The following is a 25,486-nucleotide window of genomic DNA, read 5'->3' as shown; positions in this document are numbered from 1 at the left end:
ATGAAATATGGATTAAATTTAGAGCTTACTTATGAATACAAGAGATTTTCATTCGATTCACGCTCCAGTACCTTTGAACACAATGAGACAGGATTAACAAGAAAAGTCGTTTTAGACTATTTCGGCAACAAGCTAAAATCTTATGTAGTTAAAATTAACGACACCAAGTTCATGAAAGGTGCTAGCGATGACTTCAATGAGCTATTTGGAATTTTCTATAAAGAAAAAATTGGGCCTAATGAGCCTGACAGAAAAGATTTTATCAAAAAATATCAACTAATAATAGATGACATAACAATCAAGATTTTGTCTAACCCGCTCAATATGAATGAAGATTTTGATTTTGATGAACTTGGTGAACCCTTAGTTGAGAAAATAAATATTGCGACTACTACTTACAACTGCCCCGCTTGTCAATCTGGACTGATACGTTCTGATTGTATAAAAGACAAGGTTTATTACTGGAAATGTACGGATGGAGTGAAATGCAAAGCTATTTTCTCAGACATTAAAGGAAAGCCACATGAGCGTTTAAAAAACGATTTTACTAATGAAGCAAATACAGAAGAGCCAGATAACTTAGATGATTTATTCTCAGGTGATTTTGATTTTGGGAGTAGCGACGAATCGAACAATGAAGACATACCTATACTGAAAGACTTTGTGAATGTTGATACAACATCTACTCTAAGCAAAATTGATGATTTCGATGATTTCGATTTCACCGAATTAGACGTTATCCTTCCATTAAATGAAACAACCAAGGGAGCCAACAATAAGGATGAGTTCGACTTTTCTGAATTCGATGAAAAAGAACCAAACAATTCAGAAAGTAACGTTTCCAGCCCAATATTAAGCAAGGATGAATTTGACACTAGCTTTGACATAGATTTTGAAGAAGATACTGTTAATGAAAACAAGTCTATAACAGGTAGGTTTAAACCATACTTCCATTTTTCAAACGAAGAATATAGGCTATATATTTCTTTCTCTACTGAAACCTTTTCAGCTTCTGGCCCAAACTCAGATGTTGTTTATGCGTTACAAAACCTTGCAACGTTGATATTTATCAATCAAGAATTTCTAACGTCACAATCCCATCCAGAATGGCTTTATTCAGCCCTTGAAGATGATTTGAAAGTTATATTCAATAATCTAACTACACTTTTTAAATATTCCACCCCGAAGCTGAAAGACAATGCTGATGATTACATTGAATCTAGCACATATCTGGCGATTTTGAATTACAGAAACCGCTTAGGGTATTTCAAGTATCACAAGCCATTCGTTTTTGAGCATGAGTAATTACATTTAAGAAACACAACACGCCAGCATTTTGCTGGTTTTGTTTTGCCTTCAATTAACAAATATCAATTTATTTGCATTATTTCGTATATCAACTATTTACATTTAAGAATCTAGTATTATAGTAATAAGTAACTAACAACAAAAGGTGCAATATGTACTTGATATTAAACAACATAGACACTGGAGCTTTATACGCCAAGAGAATTACAGAACAAGTCAACAGAGCTGAATTCCAAGTCTCTTACGCTCATGACAAATTTGCAGCAGTAGAAAAACTCATCAGCATCTTCATTGAGAACAATTTTAACCATAATCTTGATGGCATTGAAGAAATCTTGAACGATGCCTTAACTGATAACAAATCATCTACGATTCAAGCCGTCAGAAAATCATTTTCTAAGTATGGAGAAATGGTCAAGATTATGCTTGAAGAAACTCAGTTCAGCTCATTGTCTAAATTCCTCATAAGCCACACTGATAAATGTCTAGCTATTGAAATGACCAAGCGACGTGAAAAGTCTCTCATAGATATGTTAAGAGAATCTCCAACTTACTAAAATCAATCAAAAACAACAAAGCCTTCCTAGAAGGTTTTTTGTTCTTTTTTGCATTATATTTATCAAACCGATTTGATTGATGGTTATTTATATGTAATATTATAATAAACAACTTCTAATTTATTATGAACAACACAATTAAAGGATTATTTGCACTTACTTTGTTAGCATCAACCAACGCTCAAGCAGCTTATGTTATCTATGTTCCAATTGAAGCTAAACTAGGCGGCCATCTTGCAGATGGTTCAATAATATTCAAGTTAAACGCTGGTGGAAATGGTGGTGGTGAAACCCCTGTTGAACCAGAAGTTCCTGTAGAACCAGAGAAGCCAGTTGAGGACGTCAAAACTCTTCTTTACACAGTTTCTATGGGTGCCGGTAACAATTCTACTAACACATTCAGTTTCAGTAACCCAAACCTTACTGGTTCACCTCTGTCATGCGGTGACATGACAACAAATTGCATCACGATTAACTCAACGACTGGAACAGTTACTTATAGATATATGGGGCACACACCACATTTTGAAAATACCTTTTATCACCCTGACGCGATTGTCCTTGAAAGTGGATATTTCAACACATCAAGTGATTGTAATCTTACAAGCAAATCCATAGGCACATGGAGTGGTGATGGTAGTAAGGTATCTTTAATTTACTCCTGCGGAGCTGGTAGCATACATCCACCAATTCAACCACCTTACACAGCAGATGTGAATCCTTTGACAGATGTTAAAATGTCAATTGCATTCTATAAGATTGAAAAGAAGTAAATTCATTAATTCAAAAATACCTTCTTGATGAAGGTTTTTTTGTGCCTGTCAATCAGGTAATTGCAATATACAATACAAATGGTAAAATTAAGATATTAACTAAAACAAGGAAACCATGAATACAAACCATCAGCCCAAATCACACATCGTTCTATTAGAAGAAATGCTTGAACAAGATATTAGAATGCTTGTTGAAGCTACTGATAAATACCTCATAGCGAACCCTCACGGCACCGCCTTCATACCTAAACCCCTTCTGAGCGTCTTTGAGAGCCACAGCAGCCTTGCCGGTAAAGACAGATACAGGAAGTCCACCAGCAAATACGCTTACGTCTCACCGTGGCAGAAAGCCCCACAGAGCAAGTATGAATACCTCACCAGCTACAAGGAGAATCCGTTGATTTTTCACCTCTTCCTAGCGGTTGCTTACCATGGGTATCAATACACAAACCACAACCTCATCACCGTGCTTCCAAAGGTTGTGAACAGCTCTTTGTTCAACCTAGCTTCATGGGGCATCAGAACCATGAACACGACGAATAACAACGTTAGAGCCTTATCAGCTATTAACACCGTTTTCACCCTTGCTACGGCTGGCACAGAGATAGATTACTTGAAGCATGTCTTGAACAAATTCAGCGTTGATTTGAACGACCCTGTAATCAACAAGGTAACGACCATCAAGACAGATTCTGGATTGAACGTGACGTTCATAATCTCTGATGTTCATTGTGTGGCGGTGATTGATGGAAAAGGCTATGTTGCGAAGGTAGAAGATGAGCTTGAGCTTTGCGTGGGTGACTTTGAATTCTTGCTCACACCAGAAGGCATGACAGTGCTAGAAATGAAATACGTACACAACTCTATTACTTCATTTGATTTCAAGCAGGAAGTGAAGCAAACGTTAGCTAGCAAGCCAACCTTCAAGACAAAATGACAGATAGGGGGCCATACTGGTATGAGATAGGTTTGAAGCTCATACCAATGCACACGCTTCACTGAGAACACACAGCCCCATGATGGGGTCTTGTTTTGCCTTCAAGACGCAAGGTCAAAAGCTTCTGGTGAAGGTCAACATCAAAAGCCCCGTAATCATTGAACGCTACTAGCACCTACTAGCCGGTAGTATCACCTAATAGCAGCTACTACGACCTACTAAACCATACTAGCCCCTAGTGGCTGATGGTATCCCCTACTACCCGCTACTACGCCATACCATCCACATCTAGCTGTTAGTAGGACTTACTACCCGGCCCTAGCTGGTGGCGTCACCTACACGCAAATACTACCCGCTACTACCTCCTAATATTTGCTAGTAGCAGCTACTACGGGCACTAAAAAACCCCAATCAAGGGGCTTTTAGGGTGATTCAGTATCATGGCTTTGGTATGCCGAGGTTCTTCAATAGCTGTTCCATTTCAGGGTTTTGGCTGGCGAGGTAGAAGAGTTCTTCACCCACCATCATGAAATAGGCGTTCATGTTGGCCGTCTTTGGCTTCCTGTCATCGAGTAGAAACAACAACTCACCACGCTTTGAAGCAAGGCTTGCTTTTTCAGACATGGTAATATTTCCATTACCCGTGTATTTAGTCGTTGCTTCTTTTTTCAACTCAGTCAATTCAGCAATTTTGTTTTCGATGGTTGACGTGTTTTGAACAACCACTTCTTTGTTCGCTTCTTTCACTTCATTTACAGCAATTCTTGAAGTGTTGCTTTCAAGCTCGCCACCAAGGAGAGCATCAATGTCGTCTAGGTTAAATTCTTTAGTCATAATCATATCCTCCTATCAAGCCGCTTTCGCGTTGTTAATTTCGTAAGTCACAAAATCAGCCAAATCAAGGAATTGTTGAGTAGCAATTTTGTCTTTTTTAGCTTCTACGACGCCCAAGCCGCTGTATTTCACTTCTAACCAGCTACTACGCTTGTAGAGCTTCACAGGTGCAATCGGCATGGTGTCAGCAACGTTTGCAAGAAGGCGTGGAGCTATGCCCTTAGCGTTTTGTTTCTCGTTCATGTCAATCACCACTGAGAAAACCTTAGCAGTGATGGCACCACAGCTCTTGATGGTTTCTTTCACGTCAAGACGAACGTTGAAATCATCAATGGAATTGTTGAATGGAATGAGAACCATGTCTGACTTCTTGATTAAGTCTTTGGTTGTGCCGATGAATTCCAAGTGACCAGACGTATCACAGATAATGTAGTCGTATTCATTCTTGTAGGCTTCAATGGCTTTCCAGTCAATGTTAGCTGGACTCATTGAGACAACCTTCAGGCTTCTCATCTTGTTGTATTCAGCGGCTTGTTTAGCAATACGTTGAGCAAACCCAGCGTTGTAAACCTTACCAGTTTCTTCTTTTTGCTTTTTGAGCATTGCCAATTTCTCAGCAAGGGCCGCTTGTTGTCTTACGAAATTCTTATCACGCAATACCCACCAGAGGTATACGGTCTTTTGTGGGTCAAAGTCGATAATCAAAACCTTCTTGCCTTGTGAAGTCAAAGCCACACCAAGATTTTGAGTAGTCGTACTTTTAAGAGAACCCCCTTTACCACCAATTACGGCAATGATTTTGCCAAGAACCTTTGCAACTGCTACTGCTAATTTTGCCATTTCTAAATTCATTTTCTATCTTCCTTTGTAGTTTATGTATTGATTAGTTCGTTACGCTAATACAATCAACATAGCGTACTTAAAAACTAAAGCAATACCCCTACTAGCAAATAGTAGCAAATAGTAGCAAATAGTAGCTGATGGTATGACGTAGTAGCAGATACTAGCAGCTAGTAGCACCTAACAGAATCAGGGGTTTGGTCGGAATTTTGACCAGCGTAGTAGCTCGTAGTAGCTCGTAGTAGCTCGTAGTTTCAGGATGATGACTTAGCAGGTATGCATGGCAATGGTTATGTCATGAACAATCGGTATTCACAAACCCGGCCATTCTCATGAGTCAATTAAGAACGCACCGGGCATTATCTTGAACCCTTACTGCTATCAGTGATTCTCTACATCATCAGGCTAATCAAGTGATTCAGCTACCATCCCTTCTGGCATCGGTGGATTTGTTCTATTCGCCTCAATGTCAGACTGAATTTCTTCATCAGTGAAATCAGGAACATCAAACCAGTCTGGTGAAGCTGCAGCTTCTAGGTAGTAACCTTCTTCACGCTTGATACCTTGTAGGGTATCCAAGAACATTTCGCCATCACTGTCATATGAGTATGATTCAGTTTTTCCAACCAATATGTGGTGACTGAAATTCTTGTTTTTGAACAAAACCTTTATGTAGTCCTGCTCACTACCATGAACCTTACCGAAATCAATCACGATTTTATCAACCACCTTAGACAGATAGTTGCTCAGCTCTAAACGTCCATTTTTGGACTCATAAAGGCTTCTGGCGTGTTGCATGGCATCACTGATGGTTGCCGCATCAGTATTGCCGTGCGTCACCTTCGCTTGCAGTGCTTTAACTTTGGCTTGGAGAGCTTTAACCTTTTTGTTGCGGGTAAGCATTGCCGCTTCTTGTTCGGGCGGAATTTCACCATCAAACATATCGAATAGCTTTTCAGTAAATTTCTGAATTTTGGCTTTTTCAACGGTTATGGTTTCTTGAAGCTCAGCAATCTCTTTGAAAACCTGTTCATTCTGGTTTCCGCCGTTCTTGATGAGCAAATCAAAATCGTAATGCTCAGCATATTTGAAAAACACTTCATCAAAGCGTTGATATTGGATGCTAAGAGTCTTTGGATACTTACAAAGGCCAATCTCAGAATTACGGCAAACAAGGTATGAATATTTAACCTTCTGAGAAAATCTTACGTTACCGCCACACAGTGAACACTTTGTCAAACCATGATAAATATTATAATACTGCTTATCTCGACGGGTTACGGTTTTGGTATTTTGACGACTGGCAATTTTAGCTTTAACCGTTTCTACATATTCTTTATCAAAAATGGCTGGATAGAAATCATCCATCATTTTTACTGATTTTCGGTCTGGTGTAGCTTTGCCGTTGTCATAGATGTATTCACACAGGTGAAGGCTTCCATAAATACTTGGCGTTTCTACTAATCGCTTGATACCTCGAGCAGTCCACCCGGTATCAGTCGCATTTTTACCAAAAACCACTTTCAGTGGGCTTTCTTGATTGATATGAGCCGCAGCAGAACGCAAGCCAAGGTTCTGATTCATCAGCAAATCAAAGATACGTTTGATTTCAGCTACACGCTCAGGAATGAGTGAATAAGTGCCAGTCTCTTCATCAAGAGCAATCCACCAAGGCAAGTTCTTACTCAGAAATTTCTTATCACCACTGATAATCCGTTCACGGCGACCTTCCCACTTGGCTTTTTGCCTATCAGATTTGGTTTCGCTTTCGTTGTTGGCACGTTCAAGCAAAACGGTAATCATGATGGTCTGTTCAAGGTCTTTACCCTTGATAGACAGGTCATAGAGCTTCAAATCATCAGTGGTGATGATCTTGATTCCCTTCCTGAGAATCGTCAGAACGGTAGTCAAACCATCCGTCATCCTTTCCCGGCTCAGCCGGTCGAATGACTCAATGACAAAATAGGAACCGTGGGGAATCTTCCCTTCATCCAGACTGGCTAGGAAGAGCGATAAGGCACCTTTGAGACGGTGTTTGCCACGAAAGGCCGATTTGCCAAGGTCTTCAAAAACGTCAACCACATGCAGGTTGTAGCGTTCCACAGCCTTACGCTGGTTTTCCATCTGGCGACGTACCGAGTCACCCACATCACCATTTTTCTTGGTCATCTGTTGATCAGATGAGTAGCGGATATAGGAGTAAGCAAGACGTTTCGGCTCAGTGCTAGGCACTGGGTTATCTGATAAAACGTCTATTGCTGGGTTGGTCATACGTCACCGCTTCCATGATTCGATTTTTTCCTATCATACACCCTACGTAGGAGGACGTCGGCCCTACACCGCGCTTCCTGGCCTTGTCCCGGCGTCATCTGCAGGATTTGTCGGCGCAACCCGACGAACAAAAGCACTGATCCAACTGCCCCTTTCCTGACCTTGCACAGCGTTATTCCTGACCCGTCCCCGGGTCGGGAATACCCCTGCGCGCCGCAAAAGTTCCCGGCCTAGAGCGCTGTCCGTTCGGTCAGAAATTTTTTTAGGCAATTCGCCATCTGCGCTGAACTATTCAAAAAAGCCTCGGGTCACAGCCAGTAGCCATCACTGGAACAGCCGTTTCAAATTTTGTGAAGAGCGTCACTGCCACTCAGGGTCGCGGCGCTAGAACCGGGATGGATTTAGATGTTTTCCAGGAGTTACCCAATGGAGTTGAAGACCATGAAGATCAGCACTGCCACATCCTCGTCTAACCCTTTGCGCGGGCTCAAACTGGCCGCCCTGGCCCTCGGTAGCAGCCTGGTTCTGGCCGGTTGTGCCGGCAACCCGCCAACCGAGCAGTACGCTGTGACCCAATCTGCGGTCAACAGCGCCGTCAGCGCCGGCGGTACCGAGTTTGCTGCCGTGGAAATGAAGTCGGCCCAGGACAAGCTCAAGCAAGCCGAGATTGCCATGCACGACAAAAAGTATGACGAAGCCAAGCGTCTGGCCGAACAGGCCGAGTGGGACGCCCGCGTCGCCGAGCGCAAGGCCCAGGCCGCCAAAGCCGAACAGGCTGTGAAGGACTCTCAGAAAGGTGTTCAGGAACTGCGTCAGGAAAGCCAGCGCACCGTGCAATAAGCACCGTGCCCACGCCTACCGAACCTCGTTACCTGAAGTTTCAACCGATAGAAAGGACGAACCATTATGCGTAAACAATTGATGATCCCAGCCCTTCTGGCCCTGAGCGTTGGCCTGGCGGCCTGTTCCTCACAGCCAAACGTGAACCTGGAACAAGCCCGGACCAATTACTCGGCGCTGCAAGCCAACCCTCAGGCCAGCAAAGTAGCGGCCCTGGAAACCAAGGACGCCAGCGACTGGCTGGACAAGGCCGACAAGGCCTATATGAACAAGGAAGACCAGGCCAAGGTCGACCAACTGGCTTACCTGACCAACCAGCGCGTTGAAGTGGCCAAGCAGACCATCGCCCTGCGCACCGCTGAAGCCAATCTGAAAGATGCCGCTGCGCAACGTGCCCAGGCTCGCCTGGACGCTCGTGACGCACAGATCAAGCAACTGCAGAACAGCCTCAACGCCAAGCAGACCGAACGCGGCACCCTGGTGACCTTCGGTGACGTGCTGTTCGCCACCAACAAGGCCGACCTGAAATCCAGCGGTCTGGTGAACATCAACAAGCTGGCGCAGTTCCTTCAGGAAAACCCTGATCGCAAAGTGATTGTCGAAGGCTACACCGACAGCACCGGTTCGGCGGCTTACAACCAGTCGCTGTCCGAGCGTCGCGCCACTTCCGTGCAGGTTGCGCTGATCAAGATGGGTGTCGATCCATCGCGCATCGTGGTTCAGGGCTATGGCAAGGAATACCCGGTAGCGGATAACACCAGCGTTTCCGGCCGTGCCATGAACCGTCGTGTGGAAGTCACTATTTCCAACGACAACCAGCCGGTTGCCCCACGTTCTTCGATGAGCAACTAAGCCGGGGTCGCCCCCAGCCTGGTAACTGCCAGTAAAAAGCCCCGCCTATGCAGATAGGCGGGGCTTTTTTCGACCGCGATCTCTCGCCCGTGTACTTACTGTTGCAGCTGCGGGGTTTCCTGGCCCATGCAGCGCACGGCTTTTTTCTTGCTGTTGATCAGCACGCCGCTCAGGCCCTTCTGCTCGGTATCGAACAGCACCAGCACGCCGTCGATGCACTGGGCGACTTGCGCCGCCGGCTCCAGGGAGACCTTGTAGTCCTCGCCCGGCACGGTCTTGAGCATGGTGAAGTCGCTGAGCAGCAGCGCATCCTCGGGCTTGGCGAAGTGCAGGTAACCGTAGTACCAGAGGCAACCCACGGTGCCGAGGATGGTGCAGATACCGGTGATGATCAGGGGGATGGCGTTACGTTCTTCGCTCATTGCGGACTCTCTGGAGGTTCAACTTCTGAATTCGGGGGTGTCGGGTAGTTCGGGATCTCGCCAAGGCGGCGCAGGCCGTTGAAGTGCAGCGGATCCTTGAGGTAGCGCAGCATCACCTGGCGCCAGGTCGGATCGGCAAAGGTCTGCACGTGGCCGCCTCGGGTCAGTTGCAGCACCCGCGGCACGGGCGCAGCTTGATACAGACGGATGCCATTGGAAAGGGGCACGATCGGGTCATCGATGCTGTGATACAGCAGTTTCGGCACCCCGGTCAGGCGCGGTATGGCGTGGATGGCGCTATCGGCGTCCGGCACCAGCCACGACAGCGGCACCTGCAACGGCCAGGTCAGCCATGAGGTGCTCAGGGCGTACTGCCCGACATCGCGGTAACTGGCCGGCACACCGTCGAGCACGATGGCCTTGAGCTGGCGCTGGCGCTCCGGGTGCTCCACCAGGTAATGAATCGCCAGCGCGCCGCCCAGGCTCTGGCCGAGCACGATCAGCGGCTTGCCCTGGACCTCCGGAGCCTGGTCCAGCCATTTGAAGGCGGCATCGACGTCCTGATAGACCGCCGGCAGGCTGGGCGAGCCCTGGGACAGGCCATAACCGCGATAGTCCACCAGCAACACCTGGTAACCCTGTTCCGGCAACCACCAACTGCCACCCAGGTGCCAGGCCAGGTTGCCGCCATTGCCGTGCAGATGCAGCACCGTGCCCTTGAGCGGCACCCCGGCCTTGGCCGGCAGCCACCAGGCATGCAGCTTCAGGCCATCGGCGGTGGTCAGGGTGACGTCGCGGTACTCGAGCTTGGCGCGCTCGGGGGTAAAGGGCAGGCCCTGCTCGGGGTAGAACAGCAGTGAGCTGCAAGCGCTGAGAGAGAGCAGCAGCGCCAGGGCGGCAACGATTCGGATCATCGCGCGCCCCCGGTGGCGACTTTTGAGGTCAGGGGTGAGCTCACGCTGGGCGTCGGCAGCGCTGTCGAGCGCGGCCTTCGGCAGCGGCTACAAGTGGTGGGTGAAGCGTCCATGTGCAGCCCCCATGAGCGTCAAAGGATATTGGAGTAGTCGGCCTCGATCCGGTCCAGGCTCAGGTGATTGAGGAAGTTGGAGAAGCACATCCAGGCCGACAGCGCGTTCATGTCGCGGAACTGGTCCGGCAGGTACTTGGGCGGCACCACCAGGCCTTCGTCCACCAGCTGGCGCAGGGTACGCATGTCTTCCAGGGTGGTCTTGCCGCAGAACAACAGCGGCACTTGCTCCAGCTTGCCTTTACGCACGGCCAACTGAATGTAGTTGTAAACCATGATAAAGCCCTTGAGATAGGACAAGTCTTTGGTAAATGGCAGCCCGGTCGGCACCGAACCACGGAACACCCGGCTGGCGTTGCCGTAGCTTTCGGCCATTTCAAAGCCCTGCTCGCGGAAGAACTCGAACACCTGCAAAAAGTCGGCGCCCTCCTCCACCATGTGGATCGCCCGGGTACGGTTGGTCAGTTTGCGCAGGCGGCTGGGGTAGGACGCGAAGGTGATGATCTCCATCAGGATCGCCAGGCCTTCCTGGGTCACGGTCGACGAAGGCGGCCCCTTGGACAGGAAGGTGCAGATCGGCTGGTTCTGCCCATTGAGGGTGGTGCCCACATGCACCAGGCCTTCGTGGACTTCCAGGGCGCGCACGTCACGGTCGTTGAACATGGCGTCGGCGCGGATCTTGATGTAGTCGGCGCCAGCCGCGGCATCGGCGACGATCCCGTCCGACTCGAATACGCGGATGGTTTCCTCGGCCTCGCCGAACACCTTGTTCAGCCGGCTTTGCAGCAGGCTTACGGCGTCCTTGGCGGTCAGGGTCTTGGGCTCGTCCTTGAGGTCGCCACGGCCGTCGATGTTGTTCAGGTAGTCGGAAAGCATCAGCCCGAGGTCGGCCAGGGTCGGGTCGCCGGCGTGAAACGCATCGGATGCGGCGCCGTACAGCTCCTGGGAGATCAGGCCGAAGTCCTCGGTGCCGCGGGCTTCGAGCATGCGCACCACCATGCGGTATTCCTTGCACATGCGCCGCATGATCTGCCCGACCGGGTTGAACTGGCCGAGTTGGCGGGTGATGTCGCGCTCGATGTTCTGGAACTCCAGCTTGACCGCGCTGGAGTCGAAGGACAGGGGTCGGTTCTGGTAGTAATCACGGTCGACCGCAGGCATTTCCTTGCCCTGGGCCTTGAGGAAGCCCTTGCGGATGTTGTCGTCCCACTTCACCGCATCCAGTACCCGGATTGGCGTTTGTGCCAGCACTATGCGATCGGACAAGGTGCGTATCGTCTGCTGGTAATCGTCCACCCGAAGTTCCTCTTGATAACGTTTGTGCCGCGTCCTGGTTACTTGCCCGCGCGGGTGAAGCGCGCCGCCTCGACAAATACGTCAGAGTTGGCCGGGTCGTCCAGGTACGCGAAAACCTCAGGCAACGGGCTGCTGATCAGCACGCCATCGCCTTCGTTGGTAGTAAAGGCTTCGCCGCTCAGGGCTCTTTGACCCAGGGCCTGGTTGATCTGTTCCAGATCGAGGTTGTACAGCACCAGTTCGTGCTGCTCGTTGAGTTCAAAACCGGCGATGGTGAAGCGTCCGCCCAGACGCTGGGGAACCGCCGCCGACAGGTACCAGCGGTTGCCATGGCGCGACACGGTGAAATCATAGCTCTCGCGCTGCCGGGATTGCCCCGGGTGAGACGTCACGGCCTGGTAGCGATTGCTGGCAATGCGCTTGAGTTCAAGGCTCAGGGGCTCGCCCCAGGCATTCTTGCTGGTCCATTTGCCCAGCAACGCCGCAGGCGCGGCCTGATCGGCGGGCAGCGGGTCCTTGAAGGTCACCAGGCAGCCGCTGAGCAGGAGAAACGACAAGGCGATCAGGGCACGCCAGGCTTTCATTCAACACTCCTAATGGACACAACAGTGGGCCGGCGGCAGTGACCGGTGAACCTCAGACCGAGGCCAGCACCAGGTGCATGTAGCGGGTGAGGATACCGAGCATGTCTTCGTCAGCCAGAGGCTCTGCGCCGTTGAGCAGGCCCTGATATTCCATCCGTCCGATAATCGCCGTCAACACTTTGGCATCTTGTTGTGGCTCCCGGGAACCCAATACCTGAAAAAACTGGCAAGTGCCCTGCAGGAGAATTTGCTGGTGCGAGCGCACCAACAGCGCCAGGCGCGGGTTGAGCAAGGCTTCCTGGCGGAACGCCTGTTCAGCCATCAGGTGCTCGCGGCGGTTTTGCAACTGGCGCTGGACGTAGTCAGCCGTGAGCCGGGCAATGTCATCGGCCAGATGGGAGCGCGACTCGGGACTGCCGTCGCCGTAGGCCACCATCTCGCGCAGCAGGCCTTCATTGTTGGTCCAGAACTTGGCCATGTACGCGGCACTGCGCTCGACGTATTGGGCAAAGGTATCGGTGAGCAGGTCATCGATATCTTTGAAATAGTAGGTGGTGGCCGACAGCGGCACACCGGCTTCGGCGGCCACCGCGCGATGGCGCACGGCGCGCACGCCGTCACGTACGACAATGCGCATGGCGGCGTCGAGAATGTCCTGTCGCCGTTGTTCGCTGCCCTGCCGGCTGGCTTTGCGCCCCTGGTACTGAACGCTTTCAGCTACCGCAGTGGCGATACCCGCTGCGCCTTCTTGAGCAATTGCACGGTTCACGACAGGTCTTCCTCTTAAAAATCACACAGAATTAAAAGCGGTACGTCAGTTCCACACAGACAATAAAAAGCCGCCTGATAAAGGCGGCTGATTATTCAAGGCACTTACGCCTGCGGCCGCATGTGCGGGAACAGGATCACGTCACGGATCGACGGCGAGTTGGTCAGCAGCATCACCAGGCGGTCGATACCAATGCCTTCACCGGCGGTCGGCGGCATGCCGTATTCCAGGGCACGTACGAAGTCGGCATCGTAATGCATGGCTTCGTCGTCGCCGGCGTCCTTGTCGGCCACCTGGGCCATGAAGCGCTCGGCCTGGTCTTCCGCGTCATTGAGTTCGGAGTAGGCGTTGGCGATTTCGCGGCCACCGATGAACAGTTCGAAACGGTCGGTGACGTTCGGGTTTTCATCGTTGCGACGGGCCAGCGGCGACACTTCGAACGGGTACTGGGTAATGAAGTGCGGCTGCTCCAGCTTGTGCTCCACCAGCTCTTCGAAAATCATCACCTGCAGCTTGCCCAGGCCTTCAAAGCCCAGGACCTTGGCCCCGGCTTTCTTGGCGATGGCACGGGCCTTGTCGATGTCGTTCAAGTCATCGGCCGTCAGGTCCGGGTTGTACTTGAGGATCGAGTCGAATACCGACAGGCGCACGAACGGCTCGCCGAAGTGGAACACCTTGTCGCCGTACGGCACGTCGGTTGTCCCGAGAACAAGTTGCGCCAGTTCGCGGAACAGCTCTTCGGTCAGGTCCATGTTGTCTTCGTAGTCGGCGTAGGCCTGGTAGAACTCCAACATGGTGAATTCAGGGTTGTGACGAGTCGAAACGCCTTCGTTACGGAAGTTGCGGTTGATCTCGAACACTTTCTCGAAGCCGCCAACCACCAGGCGCTTGAGGTACAGCTCCGGGGCGATCCGCAGGAACATTTCCATGTCCAGCGCATTGTGGTGGGTTTCGAACGGCTTGGCCGCCGCGCCGCCAGGAATGGTTTGCAGCATCGGCGTTTCGACTTCCAGGAAGTCACGCTGCATCAGGAAGCTGCGGATGTGGGCGATCACTTGCGAACGCACGCGGAACGTCTGGCGTACTTCTTCGTTGACGATCAGGTCGACGTAGCGCTGACGATAACGCTGCTCGGTGTCGGTCAGGCCGTGGTGCTTGTCCGGCAGCGGGCGCAGGGATTTGGTCAGCAGACGCACGCTGGTCATTTCAACGTACAGGTCACCCTTGCCGGAACGGGCCAGGGTGCCTTCGGCAGCGATGATGTCGCCCAGGTCCCAGGTTTTCACCTCGGCCAGGGTTTCTTCCGGCAGGGTCTTGCGGTTGACGTAGACCTGGATGCGCCCGGTCATGTCCTGGATCACCATGAACGAGCCACGGTTGAGCATGATGCGACCAGCAACCTTGACCGGGATCGCAGCCTCTGCCAACTCTTCCTTGGTCTTGTCGACGTACTGCTTCTGCAGGTCCTGGCAGTAGCTGTCACGGCGGAAGTCGTTGGGGAAGGCGTTGCCCTTGGCGCGCTCGGCAGCAAGCTTTTCCTTGCGCAAGGCGATCAGGGTGTTTTCTTCCTGTTGCAGGGCTTGCGGGTCGAGTTGTTGGTCGCTCATGTCTTTTGAAATTCCATCACAGGTTCGTTGCCCCCACGGGTGGCAGGGGACTTAAGGTCTAGGCTGACGGTTTACAGCCCCGATTTCAGGCTGGCTTCCAGGTATTCGTCGATATCGCCGTCGAGCACCTTGTCGCAGTCGCTGCGTTCGATGTTAGTGCGCAGATCCTTGATCCGCGACGCATCGAGCACATACGAACGGATCTGGTGACCCCAGCCGATATCCGACTTGGTGTCTTCCAGCGCCTGGGAAGCGGCGTTGCGTTTCTGCATTTCCTGCTCGTACAACTTGGCCCGCAGCATTTTCATGGCGGTGTCCTTGTTCGCGTGCTGGGATCGTTCGTTCTGGCAACTGACCACGGTGTTGGTCGGTACGTGGGTAATACGTACGGCCGAGTCGGTGGTGTTTACGTGCTGACCACCGGCACCGGAGGAACGGTAGGTGTCGATCCGCAGGTCGGCCGGGTTGATCTCGATTTCCACCTTGTCGTCGATCTCTGGCGAGACGAACACCGCGGAGAACGAGGTGTGGCGACGGTTGCCGGAGTCGAATGGGCTCTTGCGCACCAGACGGTGCACGCCGATCTCGGTCCGCAACCAGCCAAAGGCGTATTCACCCTTGATGTGTACGGTCGCGCCTTTGATACCGGCCACTTCACCGGCCGACAGCTCCATGATGGTCGCGTCGAAACCGCGTTTGTCGGCCCAGCGCAGGTACATGCGCAGCAGAATGTTGGCCCAGTCCTGGGCCTCAGTGCCGCCGGAACCGGCCTGGATGTCCAGGTACGCGTTGTTCGGGTCCATTTCGTGGCTGAACATGCGGCGGAATTCAAGCTTGGCGAGGTTTTCCTCGAGACGGGCCAGCTCGGCGACGACATCGCCCACTGCGCTTTCGTCATCTTCTTCGACGGCCATGTCCAGCAGGTCGCGGCAATCGCCCAGACCGGTGTTCAGTTCGTCGAGGGTTTCGACGATCTGTGCCAGCGCAGCGCGCTCGCGGCCCAGTTCCTGGGCGTATTCAGGTTTGTTCCAGACACTCGGATCTTCAAGCTCGCGATTGACCTCGGTCAGACGCTCATGCTTTTGATCGTAGTCAAAGATACCCCCGAATAGTTTCGGAGCGCTCGGACAGGTCCTTGATGGTGTTAAGGATCGGGTTGATTTCCATGGCGGGCAGCACTCGTTGGCGAACTTTTGAAAGCCGGCGAGTATAACGGAATCGCCGATTCACGGCAGCCCGCTTAGCGGGTTTAGCGGCGAATCGGCCATCTAATTTTGCCGATAAGGCCTGCAAAAACCTGCTGTACGGGCAATTTGATCCCGCGTATCGCCCCGCCCCCTCGTAGCCGCGGACAACCACGGTACCCCGGGACCGGCCCGCGCTATACAATCCCCGGGCGAAATGACAAGGAAGCAGCAGGCACCATGGGCAGACGACTCAGCCACGCCGAGATCGAACACATCAAGCGCCGGGAGCGCCGAAACCTCAGGGGTGGCCAGGCGTTCATCTCGGCGCTGCTCAGTGCACTGGTCTGTATGCCGTTGATGGGGGTCTGGCTGATTGTCTCGCCGGAGCTGGCCTGCGTGCTGGGGTTGGTTTGGCTGATCTTTCTGTGGTGGTGGGTCTGCTACCGCCTGCGAGCGATGGTCGATGAGGTCGGCGCGCAAACCCAATGGCTGCAAGCCAGCTTCAGCGCACACCCGGTGTATGCCCACCGGAACTTCCACTTCGACTATCGCTTTGGCGACTACACGATTGCCGGCAGCAACCTGTTGAACAACTGGTTTATCGACAACACCCTCAACACCCACACCCTGTACCGCATTGAGGCGGTCACACTCACCTGCCCACAGACCTCGGCCGTCAGCTATTACCTGTTCCGGGAGACCCTGGTCGAAGCGACACCCGCGCAGGTTGTCGCCAACGAGGCCGTCCCACGGGCGGCACGCTGAAAACGCCTACTCGATCCCGACCTGATTGCGCCCATTGTGCTTGGCCAGGTACAGGCCCTTGTCCGCCGCCGAAATCAACTGCCGGCAGTGGCTGTTGGGCTGCGGGGTCATGGTCGACAGGCCGATGCTGATGGTCAGGCTCGAACCTTCGGTCGGCGCCAGATGGGGGATTTTCAGCATGGCAACGGTCTGGCGCAGCTTTTCAGCCACCAGGCGCGCCCCGCCCGGCGAGGTGTTGGGCAGCACCAGGGCGAACTCCTCACCGCCATAGCGCGCCGGCAGGTCCGAAGGCCGGCTGCTGGCCTCGCGGATGGCCGTGGCCACTTTGCGCAGGGCCTCGTCGCCCTCCAGGTGGCCGAAGTTGTCGTTGTAAGACTTGAAGTAGTCGACATCGATCATCAGCAGCGACAGCTGGGTCTGATCGCGCATGGCCCGGCGCCACTCCAGCTCCATGTATTCGTCGAAGTGGCGGCGGTTGGACAGCCCGGTCAAGCCATCGGAATTCATCAGCCGCTGCAGCACCAGGTTGGTGTCCAGCAGTTGCTGCTGGCTGACGCGCAGGGCCCGGTAGGCCGCGTCACGCTGCAACAGGGTCATGTAGGACCGCGAGTGGTAGCGAATACGCGCCACCAGCTCGATGTTGTCCGGCAGTTTGACCAGGTAATCATTGGCCCCGGCAGCGAAGGCCGCACTCTTGATCAGCGGGTCTTCCTTGGTCGAAAGCACAATGATCGGAATGTTCTGGGTCGCCGGGTGATTGCGGTACTCACGCACCAGGGTCAGGCCGTCGAGGCCGGGCATCACCAGGTCCTGCAGAATCACCGTCGGCTTGATACGGATCGCCTGGGCGATGGCCTGGTGCGGATCGGCACAGAAGTGGAAATCAATGTTTTCTTCATTGGCCAACCCACGCCGGACAGCTTCACCGATCATTGCCTGGTCATCGACCAACAACACCATGGCGGCATTTTCATCGGTCTTGAATTCGTCGAGCTGTAAATCATTCATGGGTTGTCACCTGAATTGCTACCTGGCCAGGACAGCTGCGTGTGTCAGTCATTTGGCAAATATCTCCAGCAAACGTGGAGCGATCTTGTCCAGTGGGCGAATCTCTACGGCGGCGTCGATGGCAGCGGCCGCCTTGGGCATGCCATACACCGCGCTGCTGTTCTGGTCCTGCGCGATGGTCATATAGCCTTGATCACGCATGAGTTTGAGGCCCTGGGCACCGTCGCGCCCCATGCCGGTCAGCAGCACGCCAACCGCATCGCCATTCCAGTAGGTGGCGACGCTCTCGAAAAACACATCGATCGAGGGTCGATAGATTTCATTCACCGGCTCGGCGGTGTACGACAGGGTGCCGTTCTTCAACAGACGGATATGGTGATTGGTGCCCGCCAGCAGCACCGTGCCGCTTTGCGGCGGCTCGCCTTCCCGGGCCAGGCGAACCTTGAGCCCGGAAGCGCTGCTGAGCCATTCGGCCATGCCCGCGGCAAACACCTGGTCAACGTGCTGGACCAGCACAATGGCGGCGCGAAAGTCCTGGGGCAAGCCCTTGAGCAGGACCTCCAGGGCCGCCGGACCGCCTGCGGAGGAGCCGATGGCCACCAGGCTCTGGCGCGGCGCGCTGCTGCGCAAGGGCGCCGGCGCCGAACGCACGCGGCTGCCGCGCTGGCCGATCAGCCAGCCGATATTGAGGATCTTGCGCAATAGTGGCGCGGCCGCCTCCTGGGCATTGCCGGCGCCCAGGGCCGGGGTGTCGACCACGTCCAGGGCGCCATAGCCCATGGCCTCGAACACCCGGTGCACGTTCTGCTGGCGGTCGACGGTGACAATCACAATGGCGCAGGGAGATTCGGCCATGATCCGCCGGGTCGCCTCCACGCCATCCATGACCGGCATGATCAGGTCCATGAGAATCAGGTCCGGGGTCAGCTCGGCGCAGTATTTGACCGCCTCCGCGCCGTTGGTGGCAACCCACACCAACTCATGGCTCGGATCGAAAGCCAGGGCTCTGCGCAAGGCCTCCACGGCCATGGGCATGTCGTTGACAATAGCGATTTTCATGCCCGCGCTCCTCCAATCAACTCCACCACCGCGTCGAGCAGGGCGTCGTCGTGGAAACTGGCTTTGGCTAGATAATAGTCGGCTCCGGCGTCCAGTCCACGACGGCGGTCCTCTTCCCGATCCTTGTAGGAAACCACCATCACCGGTAGCGACTGCAAACGGTTGTCGCGACGTAAAAGTGTGACCAATTCAATACCGTCCATGCGGGGCATATCGATGTCGGTGATCAGCAGGTCGAAGTCTTCGGAACGCAAGGCGTTCCAGCCATCCATGCCATCGACCGCGACCGCCACGTCATAACCGCGATTGAGCAGCAGCTTGCGCTGCAATTCACGCACCGTCAGCGAATCGTCGACCACCAGAATGCGCTTGCGCGCGGCCTCGGCCTGGGGCCGGTCATGCCGGGCAATCCGTTCCAGACGCCCGGTATTGAGCAGTTTGTCCACCGAACGCAGCATGTCTTCGACATCGACGATCAGCACCACCGAACCATCGTCGAGCAGCGCACCGGCGGAAATATCCTGGATCTTGCCCAACCGATCATCCAGCGGCAGCACCACCAGGGTCCGCTCGCCGATAAAACGCTCCACCGCCACGCCATACACCGCGTCGCGCTCGCGAATCACCACCACTTTCAGGGTCTGCTGGCTGCCTTGCGCCGCGGGGCGCTGCAACAACTGGCTGGCAGCCACCAGGCCGACGTGGCGGCCTTCATGCCAGAAATGCTGGCGCCCCTCGACCTGCACAATGTCCTCGGGCGCGAGGTCGCACATGCGTTCGATATGGGCCAGCGGGAACGCATAGGCCTCGCCGCCGACCTCCACCACCAGGCTGCGCACCACCGACAGGGTCAACGGCACTTCAAGGTGGAAGCGACTGCCTTCGCCGGCGGTCTGCTCCAGCACCACCGCGCCGCGCAGCTGGCGAACCATGTGCTGCACCGCATCCAGCCCCACGCCCCGTCCCGAGACCTCGGTAACTTTGTCACGCAGGCTGAAGCCGGGCAGGAACAGAAAGGTCAGCAGCTCTTCTTCGCTGAGCTGGGCGGCGGTTTCCGCCGGGGACAATTGGCGCTCGATGATGTTCTGCCGCAGCCGGTCCAGGTCCACGCCGTGACCGTCGTCAGTCAGCTCCAATACCAGCAGGCCGGCCTGGTGCGAGGCCCGCAGGCGGATCAGGCCTTCGGCCGGCTTGCCGGCCAGCAGACGCTGGTCCGGCGGCTCGATGCCATGATCGACGGCATTGCGCAGCAAGTGGGTCAGGGGTGCTTCGAGTTTTTCCAGCACATCGCGGTCGACGTGGGTCTTTTCACCTTCAATCTCCAGGCGCACCTGCTTGCCGAGGCTGCGGCCCAGGTCGCGGACCATCCGCACCTGGCCTGCCAGCACATCGGCGAACGGGCGCATGCGACAGGCCAGCGCGGTGTCGTAGAGCACCTGGGCGCGCTGGCTGGCCTGCCAGCCGAACTCGTCGAGCTCGGCGGTCTTTTCCGCGAGCAACTGTTGCGATTCGGCCAACAGCCGGCGGGCATCCTCCAGCGCTTCCTGGGCCTCCAGGCTCAGGGCGTGCTCCTTGAGGTGCACATTGAGACTTTCGAGGGCGCGCAGGCTGTTGTTCTGCATGCGCTTGAGGCGCTGCAGATTGGCCAGATAAGGTTTCAGGCGCTGGGTTTCCACCAGCGACTTGCTCGACAGGTCGAGCAGGCTATTGAGGCGTTCGGCGGTGACCCGCAATACCCGCTCGCCACCTTCGGTCAGGCGCGAGCCCTTGCGCACCGGGGCCGCCACGGACTCCGCAGGAGCCTCGGGCAGCAGCGTCTCGGGGTTGGGCTCGGCAGCGGGCTCGCTGCTCGGCGCCTGCAACTGCAACTGCAACTCGGCCATCGGCGGGGGCGCCACGGGCGGCGGGACCGGGCTCGCGCCAGGCGTTGCCGGCGCCAGCAGGCGCGCCATCAGCTCGACATAGGCCTCGATATCCTGGGGCCCGACATTGGCACTGCCCGGGGTGGCGATGCGCATCAGGAAGTCAGTGCCCTGGAGCAAGGCATCAATATGTTCAGGCAGCAGGTACAGGCGCCCTTCCTGGGCACTGACCAGGCAATCTTCCATGACGTGGGCGACGCTGACGCCGGCATCGACGCCGACAATCCGCGCCGCGCCCTTGAGGGAGTGCGCCGCGCGCATGCAGGCTTCCAACTGGTCGGCCTGGGTCGGGTTGCGCTCCAGGGCCAGCAGCCCGGCGCTGAGCACCTGGGTCTGGGCCTCGGCCTCCAGGCTGAACAACTCCAGCAGCGATGCGTCGCGCATTTGATCGGGGGTCATGAAAGGCTCCGGGTCACGGCCGCGAGCAATTGCTCTTCATCCAGCAGGCGCAAACTGCGCCCCTTCCACTGCAACACGCCACGGGTGTAGCGGGCGCTGGCCTGCGAACCCGAAACCGAAGCGGCATTGAGGGTGCGCTCATCGATGGCGTGGATGCCGTCCACCTCATCCACCGGCACCACCACTGGCCCGCCATGGGCCGCGATGATCAGCATGCGCGGCATGATCCGTGCGCCCGACGCCACGCCGACAGTGGCGTCCAGCCCCAGCAGTTCGACCAGGGACAGGCAGGCCACCAGCGCGCCGCGTACATTGGCCACGCCCAGCAGGGCGCGCGAGCGCTGGTGAGGCAACGAGTGAATGGTCTGCAACGGCGCCACCTCGACCAGGCAACGGGTCGGCAGGCCCAGCCATTCCTCGCCCAGGCGGAACATCAACAGCGAACGGGTGACGATGTCGCTGTCGACCTCCAGCGCCATGGATTGCACGCGGTCCTGTTGCTGCAACGAATAGCGATCGAGCAAGCGGGTGGCCGCCGCCGAGTACACCGAACAGTTGCGGCAATGGATATGCTCGACCAGCAGCGGACAGGATTTGTCGCCATGGATGCCGATGCGATTCCAGCAGTCATCGATCTGCTGGGCATCTTCATGGGTCACGTTCAACGAATAGGAGCTGCTCATCGTTCAGGCTCACGGTCAACGGTGCGTACGCTGCGGGCGGCACGCTCCTGCAATCGACGGGCACCCGCGGTATCGCCCTGGGACGCCAGCAAGGCGGCCAGGTGCGCCAGCGCCTCGGGATGCTGCGGCTGCAGGTACAGGGCCTTGCGATAAAAACCCTGGGCTTGCAGGGTACTGCCGGCCACATCACTGAGCAGGCCCAGCCAGTAAAACACTTGGGCGACCGGCTCATGGCTGCGCAGATACAGCTCGCAGGCGGCACGGGCTTCGGCGCTCTTGCCTTCATTGGCCAGCGCGGCAATCTTCGCCAACAAGGCGTTGGCGTCGCTGGGCGGCGCTGCCGGAGCCGGCCGCGCAGGCGCCGGCATGGAACTGAAAGGCCGAGCACGTGGTGCCGGCGGCGGCACACTGCGCAGTGGCTGGCGCGGCGCCAGGGGCAACACCGGTGGCGCCAGGACCGGGGCAGGAACCGGCAACGGTGCCGGCTCGACATGGCGACTGAAGGCAAAGGACTGCGCGATACCGATCGAGCGCATGCCCAGGCGGCCCAACAGGCTGCCTTCGGCCGGGCCGATAAACAGCACGCCGTCGACATGGGTCAGCCGCTTCAGCACCTCGAACACCTGCTGCTGGGTCGGCTGGTCGAAATAGATCAGCAGATTGCGGCAGAACACAAAGTCATAGGGCGGCTCATTGGCCAGCAGGTGGGGGTCGAGCAAATTGCCGACTTGCAGGCGCACCTGCTCGCGGACCCGCTCATCCAGCCGATAACGCTCGTCCTCGACACTGAAGTGGCGCTCGCGAAACCCGCTCTGCTGGCCGCGAAAGGAATTCTTGCCATACACCGCCGCCTTGGCCCGCTCCACCGACAGCGGGCTGACGTCCAGGCCATCGACCTTGAACTGGTGCGGTGCGATGCCGGCATCCAACAGGGCCATGGCAATGGAATAGGGTTCTTCACCGGTGGAGCACGGCAGGCTGAGCAGGCGCAGGGCGCGCATGCCGCGAATCTCGGCCAGGCGCGCCTGGGCCAGTTTGGCCAGGGTTGCGAAAGACTCCGGATAGCGAAAGAACCAGGTCTCCGGGACGATCACCGCCTCGATCAGTGCCTGCTGCTCGTCCTTGCTGCCGCGCAGGGTGTTCCAGTACTCCTCGGCATCCCGGGCCTGTTGCGCGGTCATGCGCTGGCGCACCGCGCGCTCGATGATGGCCTCGCCCACCGACGCCACGTCGAGGCCGATGCGCTCCTTGAGAAAATCGAAAAAACGCTGGTCGCGGCTCACGGCAGTTCCTCGAGCAGCGCCGGATCCAGCGGCGGAGACGGAAACAGCAGCGCACGCACCTGGGTATCGAGCAGGTCGTCGACCCGCACCCATTGCAGCAGGCCGTGCTCGTCTTCACGCACCGGGCCCAGGTACGGGCTCTGCCGGTTATCCAGGCCGTAGGGCTGGAACTGCGCCGGGTCGCAGCGCAAGGTGTCGCTGGCCTGCTCCAGGATCAAGCCCAGCAACTGGCCGGCCTGCCCGGGGCTCGCGCGATAGTGCACCAGCACCAGGCGGGTGCTGGTCCGTGCCTGTGCCGGCTGGCCAAATGTCAGGGCGCTGAGGTCGATGACCGGCACCACCACGCCCCGATAGGCAAAGATCCCGGCAACCCAGGCCGGGGCCTGGGCGATGGGCTTGAGCAACAGGCGCGGCAGGACTTCGACCACCTCGGTGGCCTGCAGGGCATAACGTTGGTTGCCGATGCGAAACACCAGAAACAACACCTTCTTCGGCGGCGCCTGTGAGCCGCGCCTGGCCGCGAGATCGCTCATCAGACTTTGAAACGCGAGACGCCGCTACGCAGCCCCACGGCCACCTGGCTCAACTCGTCGATGGCGAAGCTGGCCTGGCGCAGGGATTCAACGGTCTGGCTGCTGGCATCGCCCAGTTGCACCAGCGCGTGGTTGATCTGCTCGGCGCCGGTGGCCTGGGCCTGCATGCCTTCGTTGACCATCAGCACCCGTGGCGCCAGCGCCTGGACCTGATGAATGATCTGCGACAGTTGCTCACCCACCTGCTGCACCTCGGACATGCCGCGGCGCACCTCCTCGGAGAACTTGTCCATGCCCATCACCCCGGCCGACACCGCCGACTGGATCTCGCGCACCATCTGTTCGATGTCATAGGTGGCTACGGCGGTCTGGTCCGCCAGGCGCCGGACTTCGGTCGCCACCACGGCAAACCCGCGTCCGTACTCACCGGCTTTTTCGGCCTCGATCGCAGCGTTGAGCGACAACAGGTTGGTCTGGTCGGCGACCTTGACGATGGTCACCACCACCTGGTTGATGTTGCCAGCCTTCTCATTGAGGATCGCCAGCTTGGCGTTGACCAGGTCGGCCGCGCCCATCACCGAGTGCATGGTGTCTTCCATCCGCGCCAGGCCTTGCTGGCCGGAGCCCGCCAATACCGACGCCTGGTCGGCGGCGGTCGACACTTCAGTCATGGTGCGGACCAGGTCCTTGGATGTGGCGGCGATTTCCCGGGAAGTGGCACCGATCTCCGTGGTCGTGGCCGCGGTCTCGGTGGCGGTGGCCTGTTGCTGCTTGGAAGTGGCGGCAATCTCGGTCACCGAGGTCGTGACCTGCACCGAAGAGCGCTGGGCCTGGGACACCAGGGCCGTGAGCTCGGTCATCATGTCGTTGAAGCCGGTTTCCACTGCGCCGAATTCGTCCTTGCGGTCGAGGTTGAGGCGCCCACTGAGGTCACCGGTGCGCATTACGTCGAGAATCTTCACGATGCGGTTCATCGGCGCCATGATCGCGCGCATCAACAGCAGCCCGCACAACCCGGCGGCCAGCACCGCGATCAACAGCGACAGGCCCATGCTCACTTTGGCCGCGGCCACGGCATCATCGATCGCCGTGGTGGCGGCATCGGCCACCGACTTGTTCTCGCTGATCACATCGTTGAGACGCATGCGCCCGGCGATCCAGGCTGGGGTCAGTTGTTCGTTGAAAGTGCGATTGGCCTCGGCATCCTTGTTTTGCTGGTGCAGGTCGAGAACCACCGCCTGGATCCGGTTGAATTCCTGATGCTGGGTTTCGAAGGCGTCGAACTCGACCTGATCTTCACGGCCGTTGATGGTGGCCCTGTAGCTGGCCATGTGTTGCTGCAGGCGTTGTTCGAAGGATTTGAAGTCCGCGGCGTTTTCGGGGCTGATCCCCTGCCCTTGCTTGAACCCGAGGATCTGCTGGGTCAGCAGGTAGCTGTCCACCCAGGCGCTGCGAATCATCGAACTGTAATAAACCCCGGGGATGGCGTCGGTGCGCATGCGCTCTTCACCGGCCTCGATTTTCAACAGACGGGAGTACGAGACCACGACCATCAACAGCATGATGGCGATAATCACCGCAAAGCTCGCCAAAATGCGTTGGCGCAACGTCCAGTTCTTCACAGTCAGTCCTCGGGGCCGTTCAAATGGGGGGCAGTATAGCCGAGGGCGGGCCATCATTTATCTGCGGTTTGCGCACCAGGTCTCACTCGGCGCTAAAGCCTGCGTGGG

24 protein-coding genes and 1 pseudogene are annotated in these 25,486 nt (G+C 55.9%); 8 read left to right on the top strand and 17 right to left on the bottom strand.

What is annotated here, in order from left to right:
• The 4 genes from MF4836_RS08785 (at position 1) to MF4836_RS08775 (ending at position 3,575) form a co-directional block, all read left to right on the top strand.
• On the top strand, positions 1-1,305 hold the full coding sequence (locus MF4836_RS08785; protein WP_078470003.1) for a hypothetical protein: 1,305 nt from the start codon (positions 1-3) through the stop codon (positions 1,303-1,305).
• Positions 1,306-1,460: 155 nt separating this feature from the next.
• Positions 1,461-1,865 (top strand): hypothetical protein, encoded by a 405-nt coding sequence (locus MF4836_RS08780; protein ID WP_078470002.1) that lies wholly within the window; start codon positions 1,461-1,463, stop codon positions 1,863-1,865.
• A 125-nt stretch (positions 1,866-1,990) separates the two neighbouring features.
• The gene (locus tag MF4836_RS34905) at positions 1,991-2,638 is read left to right on the top strand and encodes a hypothetical protein (RefSeq protein ID WP_153050208.1); all 648 of its coding nucleotides are present in this window, start codon (positions 1,991-1,993) and stop codon (positions 2,636-2,638) included.
• Positions 2,639-2,753: 115 nt separating this feature from the next.
• Complete coding sequence (locus tag MF4836_RS08775; protein ID WP_078470001.1) at positions 2,754-3,575, top strand: hypothetical protein; 822 nt, start codon at positions 2,754-2,756, stop codon at positions 3,573-3,575.
• Between the two features lie 438 nt (positions 3,576-4,013).
• On the opposite strand, the gene MF4836_RS08770 is transcribed toward MF4836_RS08775, so the two are convergent.
• The 3 genes from MF4836_RS08770 to MF4836_RS08760 all read right to left on the bottom strand — a co-directional run bounded on the left by MF4836_RS08770 (position 4,014) and on the right by MF4836_RS08760 (position 7,520).
• Positions 4,014-4,409, bottom strand: coding sequence for a hypothetical protein (locus MF4836_RS08770; RefSeq protein WP_153050207.1), 396 nt, complete (start codon positions 4,407-4,409; stop codon positions 4,014-4,016).
• Positions 4,410-4,424: 15 nt separating this feature from the next.
• Positions 4,425-5,261 (bottom strand): ParA family protein, encoded by an 837-nt coding sequence (locus tag MF4836_RS08765; RefSeq protein WP_078469999.1) that lies wholly within the window; start codon positions 5,259-5,261, stop codon positions 4,425-4,427.
• A 393-nt stretch (positions 5,262-5,654) separates the two neighbouring features.
• A complete protein-coding gene (locus MF4836_RS08760; protein WP_078469998.1) occupies positions 5,655-7,520 on the bottom strand; it encodes a recombinase family protein in 1,866 nt (621 codons plus the stop codon).
• 50 nt (positions 7,521-7,570) lie between these two features.
• On the opposite strand from MF4836_RS08760, the pseudogene MF4836_RS08755 reads away from it, so the two are divergent.
• The 3 genes and pseudogenes from MF4836_RS08755 to MF4836_RS08745 form a co-directional block, all read left to right on the top strand.
• Positions 7,571-7,660 (top strand): annotated as a pseudogene (locus tag MF4836_RS08755) (pilin assembly protein); the annotation flags it as partial.
• A 286-nt stretch (positions 7,661-7,946) separates the two neighbouring features.
• Positions 7,947-8,360 carry a DUF4398 domain-containing protein gene (locus tag MF4836_RS08750; RefSeq protein ID WP_020296653.1) on the top strand — a complete coding sequence of 138 codons (414 nt, stop codon included), beginning with the start codon at positions 7,947-7,949 and terminating at the stop codon, positions 8,358-8,360.
• A 66-nt stretch (positions 8,361-8,426) separates the two neighbouring features.
• Positions 8,427-9,212 (top strand): OmpA family protein, encoded by a 786-nt coding sequence (locus MF4836_RS08745; RefSeq protein ID WP_078469997.1) that lies wholly within the window; start codon positions 8,427-8,429, stop codon positions 9,210-9,212.
• A gap of 95 nt (positions 9,213-9,307) precedes the next feature.
• On the opposite strand, the gene MF4836_RS08740 is transcribed toward MF4836_RS08745, so the two are convergent.
• The 7 genes from MF4836_RS08740 to prfB all read right to left on the bottom strand — a co-directional run bounded on the left by MF4836_RS08740 (position 9,308) and on the right by prfB (position 16,084).
• On the bottom strand, positions 9,308-9,634 hold the full coding sequence (locus MF4836_RS08740) for a hypothetical protein (RefSeq protein ID WP_020296655.1): 327 nt from the start codon (positions 9,632-9,634) through the stop codon (positions 9,308-9,310).
• On the bottom strand, positions 9,631-10,545 hold the full coding sequence (locus MF4836_RS08735; protein ID WP_078470228.1) for an alpha/beta hydrolase: 915 nt from the start codon (positions 10,543-10,545) through the stop codon (positions 9,631-9,633). The genes MF4836_RS08740 and MF4836_RS08735 overlap by 4 nt, the downstream gene beginning before the upstream one ends.
• Before the next feature lie 134 nt (positions 10,546-10,679).
• Positions 10,680-11,957 carry a flavohemoglobin expression-modulating QEGLA motif protein gene (locus MF4836_RS08730; RefSeq protein WP_078469996.1) on the bottom strand — a complete coding sequence of 426 codons (1,278 nt, stop codon included), beginning with the start codon at positions 11,955-11,957 and terminating at the stop codon, positions 10,680-10,682.
• Positions 11,958-11,995: 38 nt separating this feature from the next.
• Positions 11,996-12,541 carry a hypothetical protein gene (locus MF4836_RS08725; protein WP_078469995.1) on the bottom strand — a complete coding sequence of 182 codons (546 nt, stop codon included), beginning with the start codon at positions 12,539-12,541 and terminating at the stop codon, positions 11,996-11,998.
• A gap of 52 nt (positions 12,542-12,593) precedes the next feature.
• Entirely contained in the window at positions 12,594-13,310 is a 717-nt protein-coding gene (locus MF4836_RS08720) for a TetR/AcrR family transcriptional regulator (protein ID WP_020296659.1), read from the bottom strand.
• Between the two features lie 104 nt (positions 13,311-13,414).
• Positions 13,415-14,917, bottom strand: a complete 1,503-nt coding sequence (gene lysS, locus MF4836_RS08715) for a lysine--tRNA ligase (RefSeq protein ID WP_020296660.1) — start codon at positions 14,915-14,917, stop codon at positions 13,415-13,417.
• A 71-nt stretch (positions 14,918-14,988) separates the two neighbouring features.
• A protein-coding gene (prfB, locus tag MF4836_RS08710) for a peptide chain release factor 2 (RefSeq protein WP_102047897.1) occupies positions 14,989-16,084 on the bottom strand; the annotation gives its coding sequence in 2 pieces (ribosomal slippage) (positions 14,989-16,011 and positions 16,013-16,084; 1,095 coding nt in all).
• Between the two features lie 257 nt (positions 16,085-16,341).
• On the opposite strand from prfB, the gene MF4836_RS08705 reads away from it, so the two are divergent.
• Complete coding sequence (locus MF4836_RS08705; RefSeq protein WP_078469994.1) at positions 16,342-16,869, top strand: hypothetical protein; 528 nt, start codon at positions 16,342-16,344, stop codon at positions 16,867-16,869.
• Positions 16,870-16,875: 6 nt separating this feature from the next.
• On the opposite strand, the gene MF4836_RS08700 is transcribed toward MF4836_RS08705, so the two are convergent.
• The 7 genes from MF4836_RS08700 to MF4836_RS08670 are packed head-to-tail and all read right to left on the bottom strand — an operon-like array spanning position 16,876 to position 25,378.
• Entirely contained in the window at positions 16,876-17,877 is a 1,002-nt protein-coding gene (locus MF4836_RS08700; RefSeq protein ID WP_020296663.1) for a response regulator, read from the bottom strand.
• A 48-nt stretch (positions 17,878-17,925) separates the two neighbouring features.
• Positions 17,926-18,936 (bottom strand): chemotaxis response regulator protein-glutamate methylesterase, encoded by a 1,011-nt coding sequence (locus MF4836_RS08695; RefSeq protein WP_078469993.1) that lies wholly within the window; start codon positions 18,934-18,936, stop codon positions 17,926-17,928.
• Positions 18,933-21,257, bottom strand: a complete 2,325-nt coding sequence (locus MF4836_RS08690; RefSeq protein ID WP_078469992.1) for a hybrid sensor histidine kinase/response regulator — start codon at positions 21,255-21,257, stop codon at positions 18,933-18,935. The genes MF4836_RS08695 and MF4836_RS08690 overlap by 4 nt, the downstream gene beginning before the upstream one ends.
• Entirely contained in the window at positions 21,254-21,940 is a 687-nt protein-coding gene (locus tag MF4836_RS08685; protein WP_078469991.1) for a chemotaxis protein CheW, read from the bottom strand. The genes MF4836_RS08690 and MF4836_RS08685 overlap by 4 nt, the downstream gene beginning before the upstream one ends.
• Positions 21,937-23,223 carry a CheR family methyltransferase gene (locus MF4836_RS08680; protein ID WP_078469990.1) on the bottom strand — a complete coding sequence of 429 codons (1,287 nt, stop codon included), beginning with the start codon at positions 23,221-23,223 and terminating at the stop codon, positions 21,937-21,939. The genes MF4836_RS08685 and MF4836_RS08680 overlap by 4 nt, the downstream gene beginning before the upstream one ends.
• Entirely contained in the window at positions 23,220-23,756 is a 537-nt protein-coding gene (locus MF4836_RS08675) for a chemotaxis protein CheW (RefSeq protein WP_078469989.1), read from the bottom strand. The genes MF4836_RS08680 and MF4836_RS08675 overlap by 4 nt, the downstream gene beginning before the upstream one ends.
• The gene (locus tag MF4836_RS08670; RefSeq protein ID WP_078469988.1) at positions 23,756-25,378 is read right to left on the bottom strand and encodes a methyl-accepting chemotaxis protein; all 1,623 of its coding nucleotides are present in this window, start codon (positions 25,376-25,378) and stop codon (positions 23,756-23,758) included. Before MF4836_RS08670 ends, MF4836_RS08675 begins: the two co-directional genes overlap by 1 nt.
• Between the last annotated feature and the right edge of the window lie 108 nt (positions 25,379-25,486).

Source organism: Pseudomonas sp. MF4836 (assembly GCF_002018875.1).
In the GTDB taxonomy this organism is placed as follows: domain Bacteria; phylum Pseudomonadota; class Gammaproteobacteria; order Pseudomonadales; family Pseudomonadaceae; genus Aquipseudomonas.
This window is presented reverse-complemented; position numbering and strand designations above follow the sequence as displayed.